Raw genomic sequence first — 21,612 nt, forward strand, 5'->3', positions numbered from 1 at the left:
TCTTGTCCAATAATGAATTTGGAAAAGCAATTGATAAGATTCAGGACAAAGACGTTAAGCAGGAGGAGAAGGCAGCCATTAAGGATTCTGCTGAATCATCAAGGAAAGCATCATCATCAAAAAGAAGACGCAGACCTGTCAAACCTGAAGGGTTCAAGGAATTTGAAACACTGGCAAAAGGTATTATCGAAGCTGACGGATCTTCATATTATGAGTGGCTGCATGAACGACATCAAGACATCATCTTGAATTTTAATGTATCGAACCAGAAACAGATCACGAATGTTGCGAAGAAAGGAGAGTGAGATACATGCAAGATGCTATTCAAACCATACAAAATATCACAGATGGGATTAAGCCAATTGCACCAGTCTTAGCCGGACTGGTGTTGGTTGTCATTGGATTATTGTGGACGTTTGCCAAAGATCCACAGAAAAAGGAAATGTATACGGGGTGGATGGTAAATGTTGCAATCGGCTTTGGTATTGTTTATTTGGCTGCCAGGCTTGTTTCTTGGCTGGGTGGTCGTGTTGTTGGATTTTAAGGAGGTGAAGCGTTGTGAGTGCTGAATACAAATATTTTATAAGCTATCTTTATGAAGATGGCGGTGGCAATGTTGATTTAACATTAGAGGAACCGATTCAATCGATAGATGATATTCGAGGTGTTGAAAAGGCAATCAGTGATGAATTTAACCTGAGCGACTCTGTCACCATCCAAAACTTCATACAGTTAAACCATTAATTAAACGAGCTTTCCAACGCATGGAAGCTTTTTTTATTGGGAAGATGACGAGGCCGGTTACAAGATTTTGATATCCTAAGGAGATGAAAATTTGGAAGAAACAAAACAAGAGGTGGACACGTAGGGCTTCTGTTCTGGAAGTCCTTTTATTGGAGGTGACATAAATGAAGATTAAAGATAAAGTACTTTCCAATAGCAAAGATTTTAAGTCGGCGGATAAGTCGTTCGAGGCCTTCAAAAAACGATTTCATACCATCTTTGGTGATAGACTTGATATGACGGATCAACAATTAAGACAAATCTATGATGAAATTTCATCCTATATTGAAACGAGCATTTATGCGGAAATGGAAGATGTCCTGTCAGCGATACGAAACACCTACCACGCGCATATAAATTGGGTGATAGAAGGGGGTGCGAATCCCTTTGAGAAACACCCATATCAATCAGACAAGCAGACCAGCGATCGAACATTGAGCAGTCATAAGCCATTTTCAAATCCTGAAATGGAAGAACATCAATGCAAACGTAAATTATCCAAGTATGACGCGATTCAACGCTACATGAGGGATGAAAAATCGTTCAGGCTATTTGTCACGCATGTCGTTACGAATTATCAATCGCTCCCAAAACAGAGGATTAACGTACTGGTGTTCAAACATGAAGGCTATCAGCATCTCGAACTAACGTTATTTGGCGAGTCATTTATTCAACAATACGGATTTAGAACAGCCTATCATCTTCATAATGAATTAATGCATGCATTTCACAAAACTTTCGATGACTTATTAGCTAAAGGAACAGTCCTGAAATCAGAGCAAGCTATTCAAGAACAAGTTCTTGCCCCAGTATTAAAACGGTTTGACGCTAAACTAGCTGCTAAAGTGGGTGAAGCACATGAGCAAGCTGAATCCTTATAAGAAACTTGTTTTTCAAAATATCGAAGACGCTTTGAGTGATTTGAATGCCGAGGATAAAGGGCGTTATTTTATCTGCAACTGCCCGGAATGTAACCAGCATGAAGCCTTTATGTATAAAAATAATACGCGGTTCATCCAATGTAATCGGGAAAATCACTGTGGCTCACGGATGATGCTTGAATTTCATGAGAAAGGAGACATGTCAACTTATGAACAAAAGATCGAAAAACAGCACCCCAATCTGACGACAGAACAACGGCAGGCCTTGGACTGGTCACACCGCGTATTCTCATATGCGAAAAATTATTTTAAAAATGAGATGTTAGATAATGGTTACCGAGGCCTGTCAAAACAGACAACACGTGGTTTTGTAGCTGACTTACAACATGAAGCTATCGTGCAGCATGTTTTTCGAAAAGCTGAACCATTATTGAACAAAGATTATTCCAATAACAGTTGGATGTGCAAACGAAACTTGATTTTTCCATTGTACGGCGAAGACAATACGTTGGATAGGGTTTTACTCCGTTCCAGTATAGATGAAAACCTTGATCCCAAGGAAATACAGCTTATTTTTAATCCCTCCAAAGAAACGAGGGATTTTTTTATGGACATTCCGCCGGATACCGAGAATGTGGTGGTCAGCGAGTCCATTTTGGATGCTTTGTCTTTTCGTGAAGTAGATGAAAATGTTGGCATTATTGCTCTGACAGGCGCAACCAAAACAAGACAGATCAAAGATTATATGACAGAACACAGAGAACAGTTTGCCGACAAACAGCTTTTATTCGCCATGGATGATGATAAGGCGGGCTGGAAGGCAACAAGGGATATCGTGAACACTATTGAAGAGGACAATATAGGCAAAAATTGGACAGTTTTTGAGTACACTTCCGGAACAAAAGATGCGAACGAAAACTTGCAGCAAAACCGCAAAGCATTTACTAAAGCGTATGAACAGATGGCAACACGTACGAAGCAACATGAAAGGGGGATGGCCGTTGAACACGAACCATAAGCCATTGACCGAGCGCTTAAGTAACTGGCAGTTTATAGTGCCTTCTATACTGCTTATCGTCATATTGGGCTTCTTTCTGGCAAACTTTCTATTACACTTTTTACAGCAAGTGCTGCATTTGGTTGAAGGATTTGCCAACAATCCGGAACAAGTCAACTTGAACACATTCTCAGTTGATTGGAAGTACGTGTTCATCTTTCAGAAAGAATGGCTTGAGTTTTATATAGGCTTTTATATCCTCACCGGGATCAGTCTTCTAAAACTCTTGTATAACATCAAAATGAATTATCAAACCATTAACCGTGGGCAACATGGTACGAACGAATTTGAATCCGTGAAGAACATGAAGAAACAGTATCAGATTATACCGGCGTCCAAAACAGAATACGACGGCAAAGGTGGCACAATTGTTGGCGGATTGCAGGAAACAGGTAAACCATACCGGCTTCTGCTGGATGATGCCCCTGTGCACACGATGGTCATTGGGATTACGCGTTCCGGTAAAGGTGAGACATTTGTGGTTCCGATGATTGATGTTCAAAGCAGGGCTAGTGAGAAACCCTCCATGGTGATTAACGATCCGAAAGGGGAACTGGCTGGTGCATCCTATGAGACGCTGAAAGAACGTGGTTATGCTGTCTATGTGTTTAATTTGATCGAGCATGCCATGAGTATGGGATTCAATCCTTTACAGTTAGTCATTGATTCATGGAAACAGGGCAGGGTAAGTGACGCGCAAAAATATGCCAATAGTGTGGCATTCAGCTTGTATCATAATCCAAATGCCAAAGACCCGTTTTGGTCAAACAGTGCGAAGTCACTTGTCACGGCCATTATTTTAGCTTTAACGGAGGATATGGTGAAAATCGGTAAAGAAGAACGGGTGACCATGTACTCTGTTGCTAATTTCCTTTCCAGTAAGGGAAGTGAAACGGATGAAGAAGGGAATAATGCATTGGATGAATTCTTCCAGGCACGGGATGAGAATAATCCGGCACGATTAATGTATGCCACAAGTAATTTTTCAACCGGCAATACACGGGGCAGTATCTTCAGTGTTGCGATGGATAAACTGCAAATCTTTACGCTTGAACCGAACGCTAAAGTGACCGGGCATAACAGTTTGGATTTAACCGAAATCGGGTTTGGTGATAGACCAGTAGCTGTCTTTTTAGCGACACCTGATTCAGACAAGTCAAACGATGTATTGGCCAGTATATTTGTTAGTCAGTTGTACCGTGTCAATTCGGAAAAAGCAACTAAAAGCAAGAATGGCAAAATGAAACGGCATGTGCAATTCATTTTGGATGAGTTTGGGAATATGCCGGCCATCGATGGCATGGCCAGTATGGTAACAGTCGGTGCCGGACGCGGCTTTAGGTATCACTTAATCGTCCAAGCCTATTCGCAAGTGAAATCGGCTTATGGTGAAGAATCGGATACGATTATTGGTAACTGTTCCAATCAAATCTATATCCTCACCGAAGATAAGAGTACGGCTGAACATTATTCGAGCATGCTTGGCGCGAAAACGATTACCGATGTTAGCCGCAGTGGTGATTATCATTCATTCGATAAGTCGCACAGTGAATCGACAAAAGAACGCTCGCTTTTAACGTCTGATGAATTGATGCGATTAAAAGAAGGCCAGTCGGTATTGATACGCGTGAATAAACGGCAGGATAAGGACCGAAGAAAAATTGAGCCAAAACCGATCTTTAACCAGGACAAAACCAGTCATAAATTCCGTTATCAATATTTGGCCGATGATTTTGATACGGACCATTCCGTCATGATGCTCCCAATTATGTCCGAAACGTATCATGATATGGATTTAAACAGTATGGTTTACTCGGCCAAGTCAAAAGACGATTTGTTTTTGCGAATGGCTGATGTACTGACAAATAAGGAATTTGAGCGATTTAAACGGCATATCTTACAAATTGAACAAAGTCAGGGTGAACTAGATGAAGTAAGAACCAAAGCATTGCTTCAAGAAGTGGGTCACTGGTCATTTCTCCATTATATGAGTTTCATTGTCCATCATCCTCATTTTTCACGCACACACTTAAAAATATTGGCGACATTACAGAATTATCTACCGGCTGATGTGATGCAAACGTGGCAGGATAAAGCAACGAAGCGAATTGAAGCGCAGGTTCACCAAAATGAGAAGGCTTATGAGGCAGCCGAACAACAACCATCAGATGAACAGTCCAATGGCGATCAAGAAGCTGAAAAATTACGGGAACAGGCACTATCTTAATGAGGAAGGGGCGTGAACAAGCGTGAAAGAAACAAAATATCGTGTGGATTGGGATGTAATCGAAGAAATTGCCGTATTGCATGAAAGTCAGGCAGGCTGGACAAAAGAACTTAACATCATTAGCTGGAATGGTGATGAACCGAAATATGATGTGAGGTGGTGGAATCCGGATAAAACGAGGCTGGGCAAAGGTTTTACGTTTACAGACGATGAGCTAAGTAAGTTAAAAGTGATACTCGATACAAAAATACCGTACATTGAATAGGACAAGTTAATCATTTCAAGTGCCAAAAAGGCCTGTTATACTGGTGTCAAAAGGTTGTATGGGAGATGATGGTAACTTTATGCGGAAACGAACGTTATTGACCTTGGTATTAATCGCCGTTATTTTAAGTGCCTGTGGTGGAACCGATAGTGCTGCAGAAGATAATAACGATAAAACGAGTGAAACACCGAAAACTGGATTAAATGGAACGACGTTAGATGATGTGATAGCGAAAAAGGATAATAACGAAGCGTTTTATGTGTTGATTTATGATGCGAAACAAGAATATGTGAAAAACACTAAATTGCTTGAAGCCTATGATAAAGCCTTGAAAAATAAGGATATGACAGCATATCATATCAATATCAACGCCCTCGATGATGAAAATCAGGAAAAGATCGACACGTTAAGTGAAGAATATGAATCGCATTCAGGTTCTTATCACAATCCTTTTGTTGACGGCGGAATAGCTGTTGTTCATCATAATAAGGTTGACTCGGCTTATGAGTATTGGGGAGAGGCATGGTCTTTAGATATGCTAATCGAAGAAGTGAATTCGGCTGATAATACATTTTTGGATAATAAATTCAACGATGTGAAAAAGGAAGTGCAGAAGAACATTGATTATATCAATGAACAAGAAATAGATTTAACGTATTAATTAACCATAAGAAGGAACTTACCTGCATTTAAGGTAGGTTCTTTTTTTATGTCAAAGAAGAGGAGGGTAGTGTTTTCATGGATGAATTGAAAAAGCTTTATGAGGATTTAGCCGCCATTTTAGATCTAAGTAGTGGATGGCTCTATGATGACCTCATCCGTAACATTGGGTGGGGGATTATTCAAGCGTTCGTTTGGATTAACAATTGGATCGAAGGTGTGGCAATTGATGTTGTCACACTTGGCGGTGTGTATGATAATCCGGCCATGAATCGCTTTGTCGAAACAATTCAGCCCTATGTGTTTGGCATGTTTGTGGTAACGCTTGTCGTTGTAGGTTTTCAGTTTATGCTGAATAAAATTGAAAAGCGAAATGACGTGCTGATGAATGTTTTGATCGCTGTAAGTGTCATCGTTATTCTGCCGAATCTCATGAGTATGATGGATGATTTGTTGAACGAAGGCATAACAGCATTAGATGAACCCGGAACACTATCCGATAACGTCCTTAAAAGGAACGTTGCGGATGTGATGTATTACGTTGACAGTGGTTTTAATTATGCAAGTGGGGATAATGAAGAGACCGTAACTGGCAATGAAAATTTGCTTCCGCATCCACCAGATCCTCAAAATAAAGACATCGGGACAACGGATTATACATTCGGAAATCAATTGGAAAATCCCTCTTCAATCGAAGTGAATGAAAAACTCGATGTGTTTGAGGATGATGGTTGGTTTAGTTGGACAACCGAACCATGGGTGGAAAATTTGTCAGAAAAACAAAAGAATTTTTTAAAACGTCGCCTCATCTCAACTGGGGATGGCGGAACAAAAGTCGTGAAACTTAACTCAAACACAGTACCAGCTACCAATCTGGGTCAACAAAGCTACTACAGGTATCATGTCAACTGGGGTATTGCAATAGCCACGTTGGCCGTCACGGCTTTTGCATTAGTGATTACAACCATCAAAATAGGGCGTGCGATGTTTGATTTGGCGTTCCATCAATTATTTGCCATGTTCACAGCAGCAACGGACTTAACGGGCGGTCAACGCTTGAAAAAAGTACTCGTTGAAATCGCCAGTACATTTGCTGTCATTTTTGTGATGATGGTGCTATTACGGATGTTCATCATTTATGCGCAATGGGCGAACGACATGGAACAACACATCGGTATTATTGGTACCATCTTACTGCTGATTGCTGGTGCCTGGGCGTTAATTGATGCGCCTGACATTGTGCAACGGTTGTTGGGTATTGATGCCGGACTGCGTTCTGGCTGGCAGGCCATGATGGGCGGTTATGCTGCTAGTCGTATGGTTGGCGCAGGTGGCAAAATGGCAGCCGAAGCAGGCGGTAAAACCCTTAAAGCAGGTGGCAAGATTGGCGGTGGTGCAGTTGCTGGTGGTACTGGCATGACAAGAGCATTGAAAAATAACAGCCATGTAAAACCAATGCCTTCCCATCGACATGCTGAATCACCACGTCAAGAAGGCCAATTCTCAACAAACATGATGAACGGAGATGCTTCGCGTTATGAAAACAACGGGGGAAGTACTGTTGGGAAAGGACAACCGACTCAGGAAGCTCGACCTTCATCTGTCAATTCGATGCAAAGGCAAGGTCAATCGGCCAGCGTTAATCCCGATCATTCTGGTGGTGTCACACCATCATCTATTCATGGTGGACAGTCGCCAGAACCATCTGGCCATGTTCATATCCCAACATCGCCGAAGATGACGAATCAACCAAGTGCTGGAGCTTCAGATGGCCATATCCATCCAAAACCAAAGCATACCTTATTTGGCGGAAATCGTACGGTGCAGCGAGCCAGTCATTTCCTGACACGGGCACATAACACCGGTTACGATGCAGGACAGAAAATGAATCATGTTCGTGGAAGTATCAATAAAAAAGATGTGCAAAAGCCAAAAGACATGCAAAAGGGGCTGAGAGACCATGACATACGAGATTCCAAAAGAGATTAAGGCAAAACCAAAAATTTTTGGATTGGAAATGCGGGAGCTAGTCATTCTATTGATTAGCTCTCTTTTAGTTTTAACGATCTTGCGGGATTTGGTTCATAGTGTTTTTATGATTCCGTATTTTGTGGCAGTGATTGGCTTCATGATTTATCTATTCATGCCATCCGGCCACAATCCGAAAAAAAGACATTATGAATCACTCATTCTATTTTTTCGCCATAAAAAGGCTGTTTACCATGCGATGGATAAACACAAGCAGGAAAATCGTCAATTGCGCGGGTAACGCTAACGGAAGGAGGTCAACAGTCAACATGAACCAAGAAGACAAGGTGACTTACGGTGAATCTAATAATAAACAGACGAAACGCAAGTCATGGGCAGCTAAAATTAAGAGCGTTTTTCAAACGAAACAGCGTGACAAATCTTCAAGCATTAAGAAAGAGAAAATGTTACGACAAACACCGGAAATACTGCCGTTTCTTCAAATACACGATGATTATATTTTGTTGAAGGATGGTGTGATGGATATTCTTCAGATTCAAACGAAAAACATTCACGCCTTGAACGATGCTGATTTGAATGTTTTATTGATGAACCGAACCCGGTTTTTACGGAGTTATTTCAGGTCATATAAAGAGATCATTTTAAACTTTCCAGCGAATACCGAAGCCCAACGTACTTATTGGCTGAAAAAGCGTAAAAACACGACTAGTCCTATTCGATTGGAATATATCGATCAAAAATTAGTTGAGTTTGACTTTTTGGAACGTGAACGTTCAAACCGTGAGTTCTTTATTTTTGTATATGCCGATGACAAGCAGGAACTGACTGACCGAAAAAATGATGCCATGCAAGGGATGCAGCAGGCTTTCCCATTGACAGAACTACCACAAACCAAAAAGGAACAGATTCTGTTTCTATTAAACAATCAAAATACGAAATTATAGGAAGGATGGATACCATGCAGATGAAACAATCAAGCAAACCGAAACCACCTCAACTGGATAAGGATTTTTTAACGACGATACAACCACAAGGCGGCATTCGTTTTAAAGACAAGTACATTAAAAAAGGGGATGGCTATGAAGCGTGCATTCATGTTTTTGAATATCCATCTAGTGTTGATGTATTGTGGCTTGATAAAATTATGGCCATGTATGATGTGACCGTCGTAACAGATGTCGCAACAATGAATCAGGATGAGACGGTGAGCGCAATTAATAAAAGCATGGTGGAACAAGATGTTCGGTTCAGAAGCTCCAAACATGAATCTGAGCGTATGGATGCGCAACGCGGTTATCAGGAGATGGAAGACTTATACAGGCAAATAAGTGAAATGGGGGAGGTCATTAAGTTACTTCATATTCGTTTATTTGTGGCGTCACCCACCATTTGGGAACTGGATAAGAAAGTGGAACGGACCATGTCCAAATTACAGTCATTCGGGTTTAAAGGCCAAATCTTTTTGAATGAAACTTATTGGGAATGGCAGTCTTTATTTCTTCCTTACGAACAACAACTGGCTTTTCCAAACAAACGGGAAGGAAAAGGAATGCCAGCCGTGACACTCGCATCAGGCTTGCCTTATCATTTCTCGGAATTAAATGATCGAACCGGAAGTTACCTAGGGACATCGTTTACCGGGGGCAATGTACTGTTTGATCTCTTTCATAAGGATAAAATGAGACGCTTTTTTAATGCAGTAGTTGTCGGAAAAATGGGCGCCGGTAAGTCAACGACACTTAAAAAATTATTGATGGACAATGAAGCACGTGGCAATTTTATTCGAGGTTTTGATGTAACGGGTGAATTTAAGACACTCGTTAAGTCAGTGAATGGACACACCATTAGTCTTGACGGCAGCGATGGCGTCATCAATCCACTGCAAATCTTTCGAACAGAAGATAATAGCAATCCGGAAAAGAATGAGGAAATCAGTTTTATGCAGCACATATCCAAGGTGGCAACCTTTTATATGTTTCTGGCTGGTAACCCTTCCTCTGAGGAAATTGAAGAATTCAAAAAGGTGCTGCGGCTGTTTTATGATTCACTTGGTTTTACGGATAAAATTCATACGACAGGTATTACGTCACTGGCTAATGAGGCATATCCCATATTTAGTGACTTTTTAATCTTTATCCGCGAGCAACTCTATGACAATACTGAGAAACGCATCATTCGTTCAGAACTATCATCCACAAGGATTAAGCGACTCGAAAAAATTGAATTGGTCATTGATAATCTGGTGAATAGTTTTTCTTATTTATTTAATGGCCATACAACGATTCCTGATATTACAAATGAACAAGTGATTTTCTTTTCGATCCGTAATTTAACAGGACTTGAAAAAAGTGTGTTTAATGCTCAGATGTTTAACGCATTGAACTTAATTTGGGATAACTTAATACAGGTTGGATCGTCGCAAAAACAGAAAATGTATGACGATGAATCATTTGATATTGATGAAGCGACACGGTTTCTCGTCATGATTGATGAAGCGCATCGACTGGTCAATTCGGAAAATATGCTGGCGGTTAAGTTTTTAACGGATTTTGCACGTGAAGCACGGAAGTATTTCGGTGGACTCATTCTGGCCAGTCAATCCATCCGTGATTTTGTGCCGGATCATTCTGATACAGATACGGTTACTAAAATACGGACATTATTTGAACTGACCCAATATAAATTTGTTATGCAGCAGGATTCCAATTCATTGGACACTTTACGGACCGTTTTTGAAGGACAACTGACAGACAGTGAATTGGAACATGTGCCGCAATTACAACAAGGGGAATGTTTATTAAGTATCAGTGGTGTTGGCAATTTGATGCTCTCCATTGAAGCATCGGATGAAGAATTGCATTTGTTTGAGGGGGGCTTGTAATGGAAAAACGGGTTCTTTACAAGTTTACATTTCTCATCATTGTCGCTTTGTTAATCATCGTAATGTATGTCTGGCAATGGACAGCCGATGAACAAGAGCAACAAAATCCGGAAGATTTATTCGATGAATCACGGCAGCAACCACCAGCACTTCAGGAAGACAAAATCGATCAAGCGTTAGGCCCTAAACATGATTCAAGTGCTGAAGATGAAACACAAAATGCCACCCAGCAAACGACTGAAGATCAACATGAAACCACATATCAAAATAACTTTGGTGACCAAGCAGTTACCAAGGCAAAAGAGCAGGCTCAACAAGGGCTTGCTCTTTATTTATCTCAAATCTCCGACTGGGATAAATGGCAAGGTGTCGTAACAGCTTCATTTTTGGAGGAAACCAAGCAAGCTATTCAAACAGTGAAGGAAGCAAATGTTGAACGGCGTATTGAATCCATAGAACTGTTTGCTTCTAATGCATCACAATCCAACAACATGGTATTCGGGGCATTTGCCACATGGCATGTAACATCAAATGAACGTGTAGCCAATCAGCGAACGCAACTTTTTTATCTGACCGTTGTGAACCAAAACGATAAATGGCTCGTTAACAAAATGGTAACGCCTGATGAAGGCATGGAAGGAAAGAAGGATAAATGAAACATATTTGGGGTGCCATAAAAGCCATTGGTAAGAAAAAAGCGATTGGATGGATAATTGGTCTTGCTGCGGCGAACATTATTCCCATATTGATTGGTTTAATCCTAATGACCATTATGTTTGCGATTATTGGTGCGTTAGGTGGCAGCGTTGACGAACAACAATCCAATCAAAATAATCCATCTGCCGGTTATGTATGTTCGGCAACGGGTGAAGTCAATCAGAAAAAGTGGGATGACATTTTTCAAAATCAAAAGCGTTCAGGCGCACTAAAAGGGCATGGCGATGACATTATTCAATTGTCGGAAGAAAAAGGCCTTGATCCTGTTTTGTTTGCTTCCATTGCGTTACATGAAACCGCCTGGGGGAAGTCAAATGCCATTCAACAAAAAAATAACCCCGGCGGATTGATGAATCCTGACGGAAGTGGCCTATTTCTTTTTTCAACCTTAAAGGAAGGATTAGAGTCCATGTCGCAAACATTATATAACCGTATCAAAGTGGATGGGATGGTTACTATTGAACAATTAGGAAGTGTCTATGCGCCGGTTGGTGCTGAAAATGATCCAAACAATCTAAACGAACATTGGGTGCCGACAACGAAAGAGATTGCTCAAAAGTTGGGTGGTTTAACGATGAATTGTGAAGCATCTGCCCAACCGGATATGGAACTGATTGGCGATAAAGCATGGATATCGTCACATACCAAAAACATTACATCGGGATTCGGAAATCGGAGTTGTGGTGGCTGTTCGTCATTTCATGCTGGTATAGATGTCGCATCGGGTGGTATTCGAGGAGCACCAATCACGGCATTTGCGGATGGTGAAATTGTTATCAGTAAAGCAAATGGCACGACATTTCAATCAAGCAGCAGCAATATGGGAACAGGGTATGGCTGGTATGTGGAAATCAAACATGAAGACGGTCTGCGAACAAGATATGCGCACATGATTGAAAGAGGAAAGCCAGTGGGAACCAAAGTTGAAGCTGGCGATGTCATTGGAAAAGTTGGTTCAACAGGTGCATCAACCGGTGCGCATTTACATTTTGAAGTGATTATAAATGGCGAAAAAGTTGATCCGATGCCATACGTTAAACCGTTTTTAACAGGTGAACAGTAATCAAGGAAAGGCGTGATGACCAGTTGAAAAATAAATTGAATCGCGGACGTGAAAACAAACTATATATCAGTCTATTACTTGTCGCCGGCCTTGCGTTTGGCGTTTTTTTTACGTCTAAAACATGGATGTATGACGACAGTGTGATTGCCCAAACGTCTTTTAATGAATCAATTGGTGGGCTTAGTCAGACGACATTAACGCTTCGTGATTGGGAGTATAACCCCAAGAACAAATTGATGGAAGTGACTTTGGAACGTAACCATACCGGAACAGATGCAGTCGAACCGACGTTTTCTTTTTATGCGAAAGAACAAAATGAGAGTCAAAAATACAATGCAGAGTTGGTGTATCAATCAGACAATAACATGGTTGTTCAAATTGAAGATGTCCCAGAATCCTTTCAAGTTATCGGGCTATTCGTGACGGAACATCGTGATCAAAACATCTTGAAACAAGCGTACAAAAAACAGTTAGAAAACAAGGGCGGTGAAACAACGGTGACCGATCAAGACATCAAAGAATCAGATTTACCTGAGCCGGAAGAAGTCATTATCGTTGGTGATTATCGTAAAATTGATATCAATCAGTCATTGGTGACGAAAACTGATAAGGGATATAAGAAAGAAAATATTATAGCTGATATGGAACGTACGAAACAAGAAATTACCACTATTATTGAGGAGGAAATACCATTTCAGGAAGATCTGATTACGACACTTAAAGAAGAGAAACAATCGTTAAAACAAGACATGGCGTTTGAAACAAATGAAGAACAAACAAACAGTAAACGGGAGATTGAACAAAAGGATAAAGCCATCGAGGATACTAAAAATGAAATCGAAAAACTGAAAAACAAAGTAAAGGAACTCCGGGATAAATACCGAAATCGTGAAGAAAAACTGAATACTTTGACGCAAAGTAGGGATGACAATAAGCAACAAGAAAATGACAAAGTGGATGGCGATAATGTAAAAAATGATCAACAAGATGCAAACAAAAACAAACAAGATAAGAATAATAGTAGCTCCAACAAGTCCTCCAATGATAAGGAAAAATCCAAGAAAAAGAATGGTCATTAAATGATGAAAGTGTACGCCAAATGTACGCCAGCAAGGGTGCCAAGTGTACGCCTTCGCTTAAAAAAATGGGCTCACCGGAAAACTAGGCTCTGCCTAGTTCCCCACCTTGTGTGGGGACATTTTCCCCTTATCCTGTTCAATACTATTTGCGCTCTCATGGGGGTGCTGCATGCAATGAAGGAAAGTTGACAGAGAAGGAAGGCATTTACGTCATATTGTTGTGTGAACATGAGGCCAATTAACGGAAAGGAATGATGCAGTGATGGAACTTAAAGTACGGGATGTAGATACGGGTGCTGTCAAAGTTTTAAATGACGAAGCACGAAAACAAAACGTGTCACGGAATGAATTGTTAAAAAGACACATTGAAGATTTAGCACAGTTTAACGGCATTAAACGCGCTGAAAAAGAATTGGATTCAACATTAAGTCGCGTTGGTGATGCAGTAGAGATTACGTACAATCGGCTAAACCAATTAGAACAACAATCTATGAAAATGTATTTGTTGTTAGCCACTGTATTGGACATTGACCCTGGAGAAACAGATGACTATTTGGAAAACATGTTCAACCTAAACATGAAGGAGATGAATTAAATTGCGTGCAACGAAACAACGTTTACATGTCCGGCTGGCACCGAACACTGTCGAAAGGGTAAAGACCATTGCAGCTGAAAAACATGTGTCACAAGCAGATGTGATTACGGAAGCCATTGATCACTATTACGCAGACCGTGATGAAAAGTATGTTGTGTTTAAAGACATGATTTCGGATTTAATGGATGAAAAGTTGGCGACCATGCAAGACAAATTACATCGTATTCAAGTCACCGGCAATGTGGTTGACCGTGATACAAAAATTCTTCTGGAGTTTATGAACCATTATTACTTGATCAATGAATTCAAAGATTTGATTACGACCGAAAAATACAAAACGAACGGGATGCAACAAGCAGAAGACTTAATTCAAAAACGTATTCATAAACATCATCAGAAGAAACTCGATTATGAAAAGCGAAAAGGAACAAAAGCAACAGGAAAGCGAGGATAATGCATGAGTAGTCCCGCGGTTGTGTTACGAAGCAAATTTGTCACACCTGGGTCCAATACATTTAACGATTATATCAATTATATCGATCGTGAAGATGCCAAGCGTCATATCCATGTGAACCAATCCTCCAAAGAAACGGATGATTTTGTTGTCTTTCATGACTTCATGGGTTACATGGATGATGAAGCAAAACAAGGTGACCTATTCACAAAAGATAGTGATCAGTTGAATCCGAATGACAAAAAAACATTGAAGCAACAATTCCAAAAAGCACAACAAAATGAATCACCTATGTGGCAGGATGTCATTAGTTTTGATAATGAATGGCTGGCCAAACAAGGTTTTTATCATCCAACAACACATTCTGTCGATGAAGACAACATGCGGAAAGTCGTCCGTGAAACAATGAATACTGTGTTGAAGTCAGAAGGCATGGAAAAATCGGCTGTATGGACAGCGTCTTTACACTATAATACCGACAACATTCATGTCCATATTGCATCAACTGAAACCTATCCAACACGAGAAAAAATGGACGTTTTCGATAAGGAAAGTCAAACATGGCGGGAAGAATACCGTGCCAAACGTAAACCCAAGACATTGGATAAAATGAAATCAAAAGTGGCCAACATGATACTGGATAGAACGCATGAACGGAATAAAATTGATTCCCTTGTCCGTGGTACCGTTCATCATAAAAAAGAAAATGGTGTTTCTTTGTCTGCTTATCGCCAAACAAAAGAATTATTTCAGGAAGCCATGAATCACCTTCCATCGGATAAGAAACAATGGCGATATGGTTATCAATCGATTAATGATGCAAGGCCGTATATAGATGAAATAACAACGATTTATTTGCAGCAATTTCATGGTGATGACATGGAACAGTTGCATCAACAGTTGGATGATGAAGTGAACGTCATGAAAGAGATATACGGTGAAGGGAGTGACTATGAGCAGTATAAACAAACAAAACTGGATGATTTGAAGAAGCGTATGGGGAATGCAGTATTGTCTGAGATGCGTAACTATGCGAAAGCGCAAAACGATTTATCGTTTCAGCCAAAACGATTAAATCGATGGCCATCTTTCAATCAGCAGCAGTCATTTACTAATTCAAACCAGACTGTTTATGCGTTTAATGCTTCCATGATGAAGTTAAGTAAAGCCATGCGGAGAACATTTCATGACTATCAAAAAGACCAGAACCTGCAGGAATTTGACCGACTAATGGACGGTTATGAATAAACAAAAAGGTGGTGGCGTGAGTGGACAATGTATACTTCTTATTTAGTATTATAGTGATGGCTCTATTTGTTTTTCCAATGATTATAAAATACGTTAAGAAGAAAAAACGGTTTAACCTGATGAAACAGTCAGGGATAAGAGATATTGATCGTATGAAAGGCTATCAATTTGAAGCGTACCTGCAAGTATTGTTTAAAGAATTAGGGTATCGGCCGGTTGTGACACAACAATCAGGTGACTATGGGGCAGACGTGGTGCTTAAAGGCAAAAATAAAATTGTGATTCAGGCCAAGCGCTATGGCTATAAACATAAAGTCAGCATGGATGCAGTACGTGAAGTATTGGCAGCCATGTTTTTTTATAAGGCGGATGAAGCGTGGGTGATTACGAATTCTTTTTTCACGAAACAGGCTACAACATTAGCCAAAGCATGCGGTGTAAAATTGTTAAACCGATATGAATTAGAAAAATTCATTGTAAGAATTAATCCATCTAAGCAGCCAAAACAATTCACACGGAAAAGGAGCGAATTACGTTGACCGTTACGGTATTAGCTGAGAAACCGAGTCAGGCTAAGCACTATGCAGAAGCGTTTCAACTTGTCTGTCAAAAAGATGGCTACATGGATGTGAACGATGATCGATTCTTTCAAGAAAGAACATATATCACGTGGGGAGTTGGTCATTTGGTGGAGCTAGTTCCACCGGAATTCTATAACGACTTGTGGAAACAGTGGCAGTTAAACAACTTACCAATCTTTCCGGAAACATTTCAGTTTCAAATAAGTAAGGATAAAACGAAACAGTTTAACGTTGTTAAGCAATTATTGAGGGAAACAAATGAAATCATTGTCGCAACTGATTGCGATCGTGAAGGAGAAAACATCGCCAGAAGCATTATAAAAATGGCCGGGGCTGACAATAAACCCACCAAACGGTTATGGATAAACTCATTGGAAGTCGATGAAATTCAGAAAGGATTTAAGCAGCTAAGGGATGGAAACAATTATGTTTCATTATATAAAGAAGCCCAAACGCGACAATTGAGTGATTGGCTAGTTGGCATGAATGCGTCCCGTTTATATACATTGCTTCTGCAACAGAACGGCATGAAAGGCGTCTTTAGTGTGGGCCGGGTTCAAACAGCCACCCTTTATTTATTGTATAAACGTCAGCAGGAAATCGAGAATTTTGTTTCCAAACCTTTTTTCGAATTGGTTGGCAATGTAAGTGTCAAGAACGGTTCGTTTCATGCCAAAGTGAAAGATCGTTATCAAACAAAAGAGGATGCTATGAACATCTTGGGTTCTCACAGTCTATCATCTGAAGACAATCAAGGCACCATACAACAGGTCACTAAAGAACAGAAGAAAAAGATAGCGCCGAAGCTGCATTCATTATCAACATTGCAAACAACAGCCAATAAAAAATGGAAGTACAGCCCGTCCGATGTCTTAAAAACAGCCCAATCACTATATGAGAAAAAATTATTATCTTACCCAAGAACGGACAGTCATTATATTACGGACAGTGAGTTTGCTTACTTAAAACGTTATCTATCAACCTATCAATCCTGTTTAAACGTCACCATGGATATTGTCTATCCTGATGCACGAAAGCGTTATGTGGATGGACCCAAAGTACAGGAACATTATGCCATTATTCCAACAAAACAGATACCGAATAAGCAGGATCTGACCGATAAAGAATGGAACATTTATCAGGAAGTTGTGGCAAGGACACTTGCGATGTTCGCTGGCGATTATGAATATGAAGAAACAAAGGTGGAGGTTGACGTAAACGACTTGTGTTTTGAGAAAACCGGCAAAGTGGAGTTGAAGAAAGGTTGGAAAGCTCTATTTACGGAAAAAGCACCTGATCCAGAGAATGAAACTGAGCAAGAAGAGACCGTGCTTCCGTCAATGCAGGAAGGAGAATCTTGTAACGTTGTCATTGATATATCTGAAGGGAAAACGAAACCTCCAAAGGCCTATACACAAGGACAGTTAATTAATGTCATGAAACAAGCTGGCAAACAAATTGATGATGAAGCATTGCAGCATACATTGAAAGAAAATGAAGGCATTGGGACTGAAGCCACAAGAGCAAATATCCTTGACACATTGAAAAAGCAGCAATATATCGAGATAAACAAGAATAAAGTGTCGGTTACGGGGAAAGGCCAAATTTTATGTCGGGCTGTTGAAGGAACGGTTTTAGCCAGTCCTGAGATGACCGCAAAATGGGAAACGTATCTATACAAAATCGGGCAAAATGAAGGCTCACAGGAACACTTTATTTCCAAGATAAAGCAGATGCTGGCATCGCTTTTGAAGGATGCGCCTGAGAAAATGAAGACGCTTGAATCACAATTTCAGGAAGCTAAAGAACAGAACATTGTTGGTAAATGTCCGGTGTGTGTTAAAGAAGGAGGCAAAATTGAAGACAAAGGAAAGTTTTATGGCTGTTCTCATTATCGAGATGGCTGCACGTTTACTTTGCCTAAACGATTCTTAGGGAAAGCAATCAGTGAAACCAACATTAAAAAGTTGCTGGCAGGTAACAAAACCAATTTGGTGAAAGGATTCAAGAGTAAAAAAGGGAAAATATTTGATGCGTACTTGCGCTACGATACGACAGAACAGAAAATAACATTTGAATTTCCGAAAGGGTGATAGTATGGATTTGTATGTAAATGGTGAGTATCAGTCCGTTGATATCGGTTATGTGAAAGAAATTAAAGAATCCAGTGTTGTATTTATTGTCAAAGACGGTGAAGTCGAAATGGTTATTGATCCTATAACGCTGGATGCGATTCAAACCATTTGTAAGGCTGATGAGGATGCTTTGATTCCGTTAGATTTGGAGACAAACTCCGTCATCTTAGATGGCGAGCCAACCAAATAAAGCGATCTTTTTCAAGAGGATTTCCATTCAGGAAGTCCTTTTTTAATGATTTTGGAGGTGATTGATGGTGCAAAACACGTATAAGATTGTTTCATCCTTTGAAGCAAATTGTCCTGCTGAATTAGTCATGAAGGATGGAAAGAAACAAAAAGAAATGACGATAGGCATATGGAATCCAGAGCCGGATGACAGGGATGACTTGTATGTATGCTTATTTAATCCGGCTGAATACGAATCCCCAGGGGTCAATGACTGGGACGATGCATTAGATGTTTTTCAAATGGACGACATCCTGACACTAGATGCCTATGAGCAGTTACAAAGTGCTCTTTTTGATTATGACGATCATTTTGAGATGGCATTATCTGAAAAAGATTTTTCAATTCATCCGACTGAAATATTGGAAGATGAACTGAAAGGTGAATTGGCTAAAGAACAGATGAGATCGAATGAGAAGCAACAACAATTTGATATGGAGATGTGAGGGCTTCCTTCGTGGAGGTCCTCTTTTATTTACAACCATTTTTTATAGAGGGTGATATCGTATGGCTAAACGTAAAACATTGGAACAAAAGAAGGAAGAAGTAAAGGACCTGACAACGAAAATGAATGAGGCCATAGATTATTATTTTGAATCGCCGGAACAAATGAATGAGTTAATGGCGTTCATGTTGAAGTTTTATCATTATTCACCGAAGAATGCAGCGCTGATTCGCAGTCAATTTGAAGGTGCACAGGCTGTCGGTAGCTATAATTTTTGGAAGGATAAAGGATTTCAAGTTCAGAAAGGCGAAAAAGCACTAAAGGTATTAGTACCAAATAAAACGGCACCAAAGTTTAAAACTGCTGAAGGTAAGTGGAAGAACATGAAATATGCTACGGAACAGGAGAAAGAAAAGATTGATAAAGGGGATCTGGAACAACGTAAAAGCAGACTGTATTTTTCTACTGGTAATGTCTTTGATATAAGTCAGACGAATGCCAAAGAAAGTGATTTGCCAGAAATCCTTCCGAATAAATGGATGGAAGGTGATGTTGCCAATTATCAAACGATGCTGGCGAGTATGCATAGAATAGGCGACAAGCTGAATGTTACGATTGGCGAGCCGTTTGATGAATTGGGTGCAGCAAAAGGAGCCTTTTATCATAGCGTTCATGACAAAAATAATGGCCATATTGGTTTAAATCCCCGAAATGGTGAGTTGCAGAATGTTAAAACATTATTGCATGAATTGTCTCATGCCAAGCTGCATAACCCAAAAAACGAACATTATCAAGCCATGCCGGCAGAAGAAAAGGAATTCCAGGCAGAAATGACGGCTTATGCGGTAGCATCTTATTTTGATATTAATACAAGCGATTATTCTCTTCGTTACTTGGCCAATTGGACACAGGATAAAGAGATGAAAGATAAAGCCAAACTTTTGGACGATGTTCGTCAAACGGCTGTTGAATTTATTGATGAAATAGAACCTGATTTGGTAAAAGAACGTGATAAAGCACAAGAGCAAGAAAAGGATATGATGTTACTGGAGTACGGTATGAATCAGGTTACTGATATAAAGGAAATATCTTTACAGGAAATGAAGTCATTTGCCAAAGAGAATACAAATGATGATGCATTTATTAAAATACAAGCATCTGAGAATTTGAGAGATGAGGCGTATCAGAAACAGTTTAATGAAATATTTGCAAGTAAATATGCTGTTATCGATAAAGAAATAGACGAACCGCAGTTGTTGATTCAGTGGTCAGAAGCACCTGAGTTAAAGGATAACACGATGTACCCTTTTGCAGAGGGAAATGAAAAGATGAAAGGATTAGAGGAAAAGTATCAGCAGGAATTAGGCTATCGTAAAACACGATATCATGTCGTTCTGCCTGCGAATGAACATTCAAACATGCCAAGTGTTGTGAGTGTGCCAGATAGATTGGATATTGGTGATGGCGCATATGTCCATCCATATCATCACATTCGGAAAATGGGTGAAATGACATCAGAGCAGCAAAAAATATTAGATGATGCTAATAGCGACCGACTTATTGAAAATGAAAAAATGGAATTAGAGGAGCTGAAGATGCAACAGCAACCAAAGGAGGTTGAAAATAATTATGATGATGGCTTGTACTGGTATGAAATGTGTAAGCGGCCAGTATCTTTAGGTTGTCAGCCGAAAGGGTTTATTGAATTTGATGATGACAAAGGAAAACATGGAATTGTTGCTTATGATAGAGGATTAACGGATAAAGAATTAAATGTTTTTGAAATGAAAGAATGGAATCCTAAACAAGGGAAGACAAAAGAACACAATCAGACACTAGAGATGGATATATAGGTAATTTTTGCAAAAACTGACGAACTTAGGAAATTAGGAAAAAAGATCAGGATCGAACAAAAAAATATATAGGAAAATCGTGCTTTGGAGTAATAGAAAAATACGAGAACAAGGTTATATGTTAAAATTAGTTTGTATAAAGAGGTTTTTTATTTTAGCAATATAAGGAAGCGGTGTTTAAAAGAATGAGTACTAATTTATCAAAACAAAGTAGAGAAGAATTACTTGAAAAGCTAAATCAAGTTACTTCTTTTGTTAAAAACCAAGCTGATGATAAGAAATCTAGGGAATTGTTAAACTACATTAGTGACATTAAGAAAGAAATAAATGTTAAGAAGTTTGGTTTGGTTTTTGAAGAACATGAAGAGACTATCGATAAACACTTGAGAGAAAGCGTGCCTGTATTGGCAGATAATCGTGAACTTTTTCTAAATAGTGGGGGGGATATGTATAATGGACCCAAGATTTTAG

Annotated in this window: 23 protein-coding genes and 1 pseudogene; all 24 read left to right on the plus strand. The window is 39.8% G+C overall.

The genetic code is table 11. From position 1 onward, the window contains the following. On the plus strand, window positions 1-305 hold a 305-nt coding region (locus ON01_RS02655), incomplete at its 5' end, for a hypothetical protein (protein ID WP_040912215.1). A 5-nt stretch (window positions 306-310) separates the two neighbouring features. Next, complete coding sequence (locus ON01_RS02660) at window positions 311-544, plus strand: pilin (protein ID WP_010529453.1); 234 nt, start codon at window positions 311-313, stop codon at window positions 542-544. 14 nt (window positions 545-558) lie between these two features. Further along, window positions 559-744 (plus strand): hypothetical protein, encoded by a 186-nt coding sequence (locus ON01_RS02665; protein WP_010529454.1) that lies wholly within the window; start codon window positions 559-561, stop codon window positions 742-744. A 164-nt stretch (window positions 745-908) separates the two neighbouring features. Then, window positions 909-1,664: a hypothetical protein gene (locus ON01_RS02670; protein WP_010529455.1), complete on the plus strand. Its 756-nt coding sequence runs from the start codon at window positions 909-911 to the stop codon at window positions 1,662-1,664. Then, on the plus strand, window positions 1,642-2,682 hold the full coding sequence (locus ON01_RS02675) for a toprim domain-containing protein (protein ID WP_010529456.1): 1,041 nt from the start codon (window positions 1,642-1,644) through the stop codon (window positions 2,680-2,682). Before ON01_RS02670 ends, ON01_RS02675 begins: the two co-directional genes overlap by 23 nt. Next, window positions 2,666-4,948: a VirD4-like conjugal transfer protein, CD1115 family gene (locus ON01_RS02680; protein ID WP_010529457.1), complete on the plus strand. Its 2,283-nt coding sequence runs from the start codon at window positions 2,666-2,668 to the stop codon at window positions 4,946-4,948. Before ON01_RS02675 ends, ON01_RS02680 begins: the two co-directional genes overlap by 17 nt. Window positions 4,949-4,970: 22 nt before the next feature. Beyond that, entirely contained in the window at window positions 4,971-5,213 is a 243-nt protein-coding gene (locus tag ON01_RS02685) for a YdbC family protein (RefSeq protein WP_010529458.1), read from the plus strand. Window positions 5,214-5,292: 79 nt separating this feature from the next. After that, complete coding sequence (locus ON01_RS02690; protein WP_245544967.1) at window positions 5,293-5,874, plus strand: hypothetical protein; 582 nt, start codon at window positions 5,293-5,295, stop codon at window positions 5,872-5,874. 77 nt (window positions 5,875-5,951) lie between these two features. Next, entirely contained in the window at window positions 5,952-7,862 is a 1,911-nt protein-coding gene (locus tag ON01_RS02695) for a pLS20_p028 family conjugation system transmembrane protein (RefSeq protein WP_010529460.1), read from the plus strand. Then, complete coding sequence (locus ON01_RS02700) at window positions 7,834-8,142, plus strand: DUF5592 family protein (protein ID WP_010529461.1); 309 nt, start codon at window positions 7,834-7,836, stop codon at window positions 8,140-8,142. Before ON01_RS02695 ends, ON01_RS02700 begins: the two co-directional genes overlap by 29 nt. Window positions 8,143-8,170: 28 nt before the next feature. Next, window positions 8,171-8,806: a hypothetical protein gene (locus ON01_RS02705; protein WP_010529462.1), complete on the plus strand. Its 636-nt coding sequence runs from the start codon at window positions 8,171-8,173 to the stop codon at window positions 8,804-8,806. Window positions 8,807-8,820: 14 nt separating this feature from the next. Beyond that, a complete protein-coding gene (locus ON01_RS02710; RefSeq protein WP_010529463.1) occupies window positions 8,821-10,743 on the plus strand; it encodes a VirB4 family type IV secretion system protein in 1,923 nt (640 codons plus the stop codon). Beyond that, the gene (locus ON01_RS02715) at window positions 10,743-11,399 is read left to right on the plus strand and encodes a hypothetical protein (protein WP_010529464.1); all 657 of its coding nucleotides are present in this window, start codon (window positions 10,743-10,745) and stop codon (window positions 11,397-11,399) included. Before ON01_RS02710 ends, ON01_RS02715 begins: the two co-directional genes overlap by 1 nt. Continuing rightward, the gene (locus tag ON01_RS02720; RefSeq protein WP_010529465.1) at window positions 11,396-12,523 is read left to right on the plus strand and encodes a M23 family metallopeptidase; all 1,128 of its coding nucleotides are present in this window, start codon (window positions 11,396-11,398) and stop codon (window positions 12,521-12,523) included. The genes ON01_RS02715 and ON01_RS02720 overlap by 4 nt, the downstream gene beginning before the upstream one ends. A gap of 23 nt (window positions 12,524-12,546) precedes the next feature. Then, the gene (locus ON01_RS02725) at window positions 12,547-13,602 is read left to right on the plus strand and encodes a hypothetical protein (protein ID WP_010529466.1); all 1,056 of its coding nucleotides are present in this window, start codon (window positions 12,547-12,549) and stop codon (window positions 13,600-13,602) included. Between the two features lie 262 nt (window positions 13,603-13,864). Beyond that, window positions 13,865-14,197 (plus strand): hypothetical protein, encoded by a 333-nt coding sequence (locus ON01_RS02730; RefSeq protein WP_010529467.1) that lies wholly within the window; start codon window positions 13,865-13,867, stop codon window positions 14,195-14,197. Window position 14,198: 1 nt separating this feature from the next. After that, entirely contained in the window at window positions 14,199-14,651 is a 453-nt protein-coding gene (locus tag ON01_RS02735; RefSeq protein WP_010529468.1) for a hypothetical protein, read from the plus strand. Between the two features lie 3 nt (window positions 14,652-14,654). Then, entirely contained in the window at window positions 14,655-15,899 is a 1,245-nt protein-coding gene (gene mobP2 / locus ON01_RS02740) for a MobP2 family relaxase (RefSeq protein ID WP_010529469.1), read from the plus strand. Window positions 15,900-15,919: 20 nt separating this feature from the next. Then, a complete protein-coding gene (locus tag ON01_RS02745) occupies window positions 15,920-16,438 on the plus strand; it encodes a restriction endonuclease (RefSeq protein WP_010529470.1) in 519 nt (172 codons plus the stop codon). Further along, window positions 16,435-18,573: a type IA DNA topoisomerase gene (locus tag ON01_RS02750; RefSeq protein ID WP_010529471.1), complete on the plus strand. Its 2,139-nt coding sequence runs from the start codon at window positions 16,435-16,437 to the stop codon at window positions 18,571-18,573. Before ON01_RS02745 ends, ON01_RS02750 begins: the two co-directional genes overlap by 4 nt. A gap of 4 nt (window positions 18,574-18,577) precedes the next feature. Continuing rightward, window positions 18,578-18,805 (plus strand): hypothetical protein, encoded by a 228-nt coding sequence (locus ON01_RS02755; protein ID WP_010529472.1) that lies wholly within the window; start codon window positions 18,578-18,580, stop codon window positions 18,803-18,805. Between the two features lie 64 nt (window positions 18,806-18,869). Next, entirely contained in the window at window positions 18,870-19,289 is a 420-nt protein-coding gene (locus tag ON01_RS02760; protein WP_010529473.1) for a hypothetical protein, read from the plus strand. A 61-nt stretch (window positions 19,290-19,350) separates the two neighbouring features. After that, a complete protein-coding gene (locus ON01_RS02765) occupies window positions 19,351-21,141 on the plus strand; it encodes an LPD25 domain-containing protein (protein WP_010529474.1) in 1,791 nt (596 codons plus the stop codon). A 185-nt stretch (window positions 21,142-21,326) separates the two neighbouring features. Continuing rightward, a pseudogene (locus tag ON01_RS02770) lies at window positions 21,327-21,612 on the plus strand (hypothetical protein); the annotation flags it as partial.

The organism is Lentibacillus jeotgali (assembly GCF_000224785.1).
Lineage (GTDB): Bacteria > Bacillota > Bacilli > Bacillales > Amphibacillaceae > Lentibacillus > Lentibacillus jeotgali.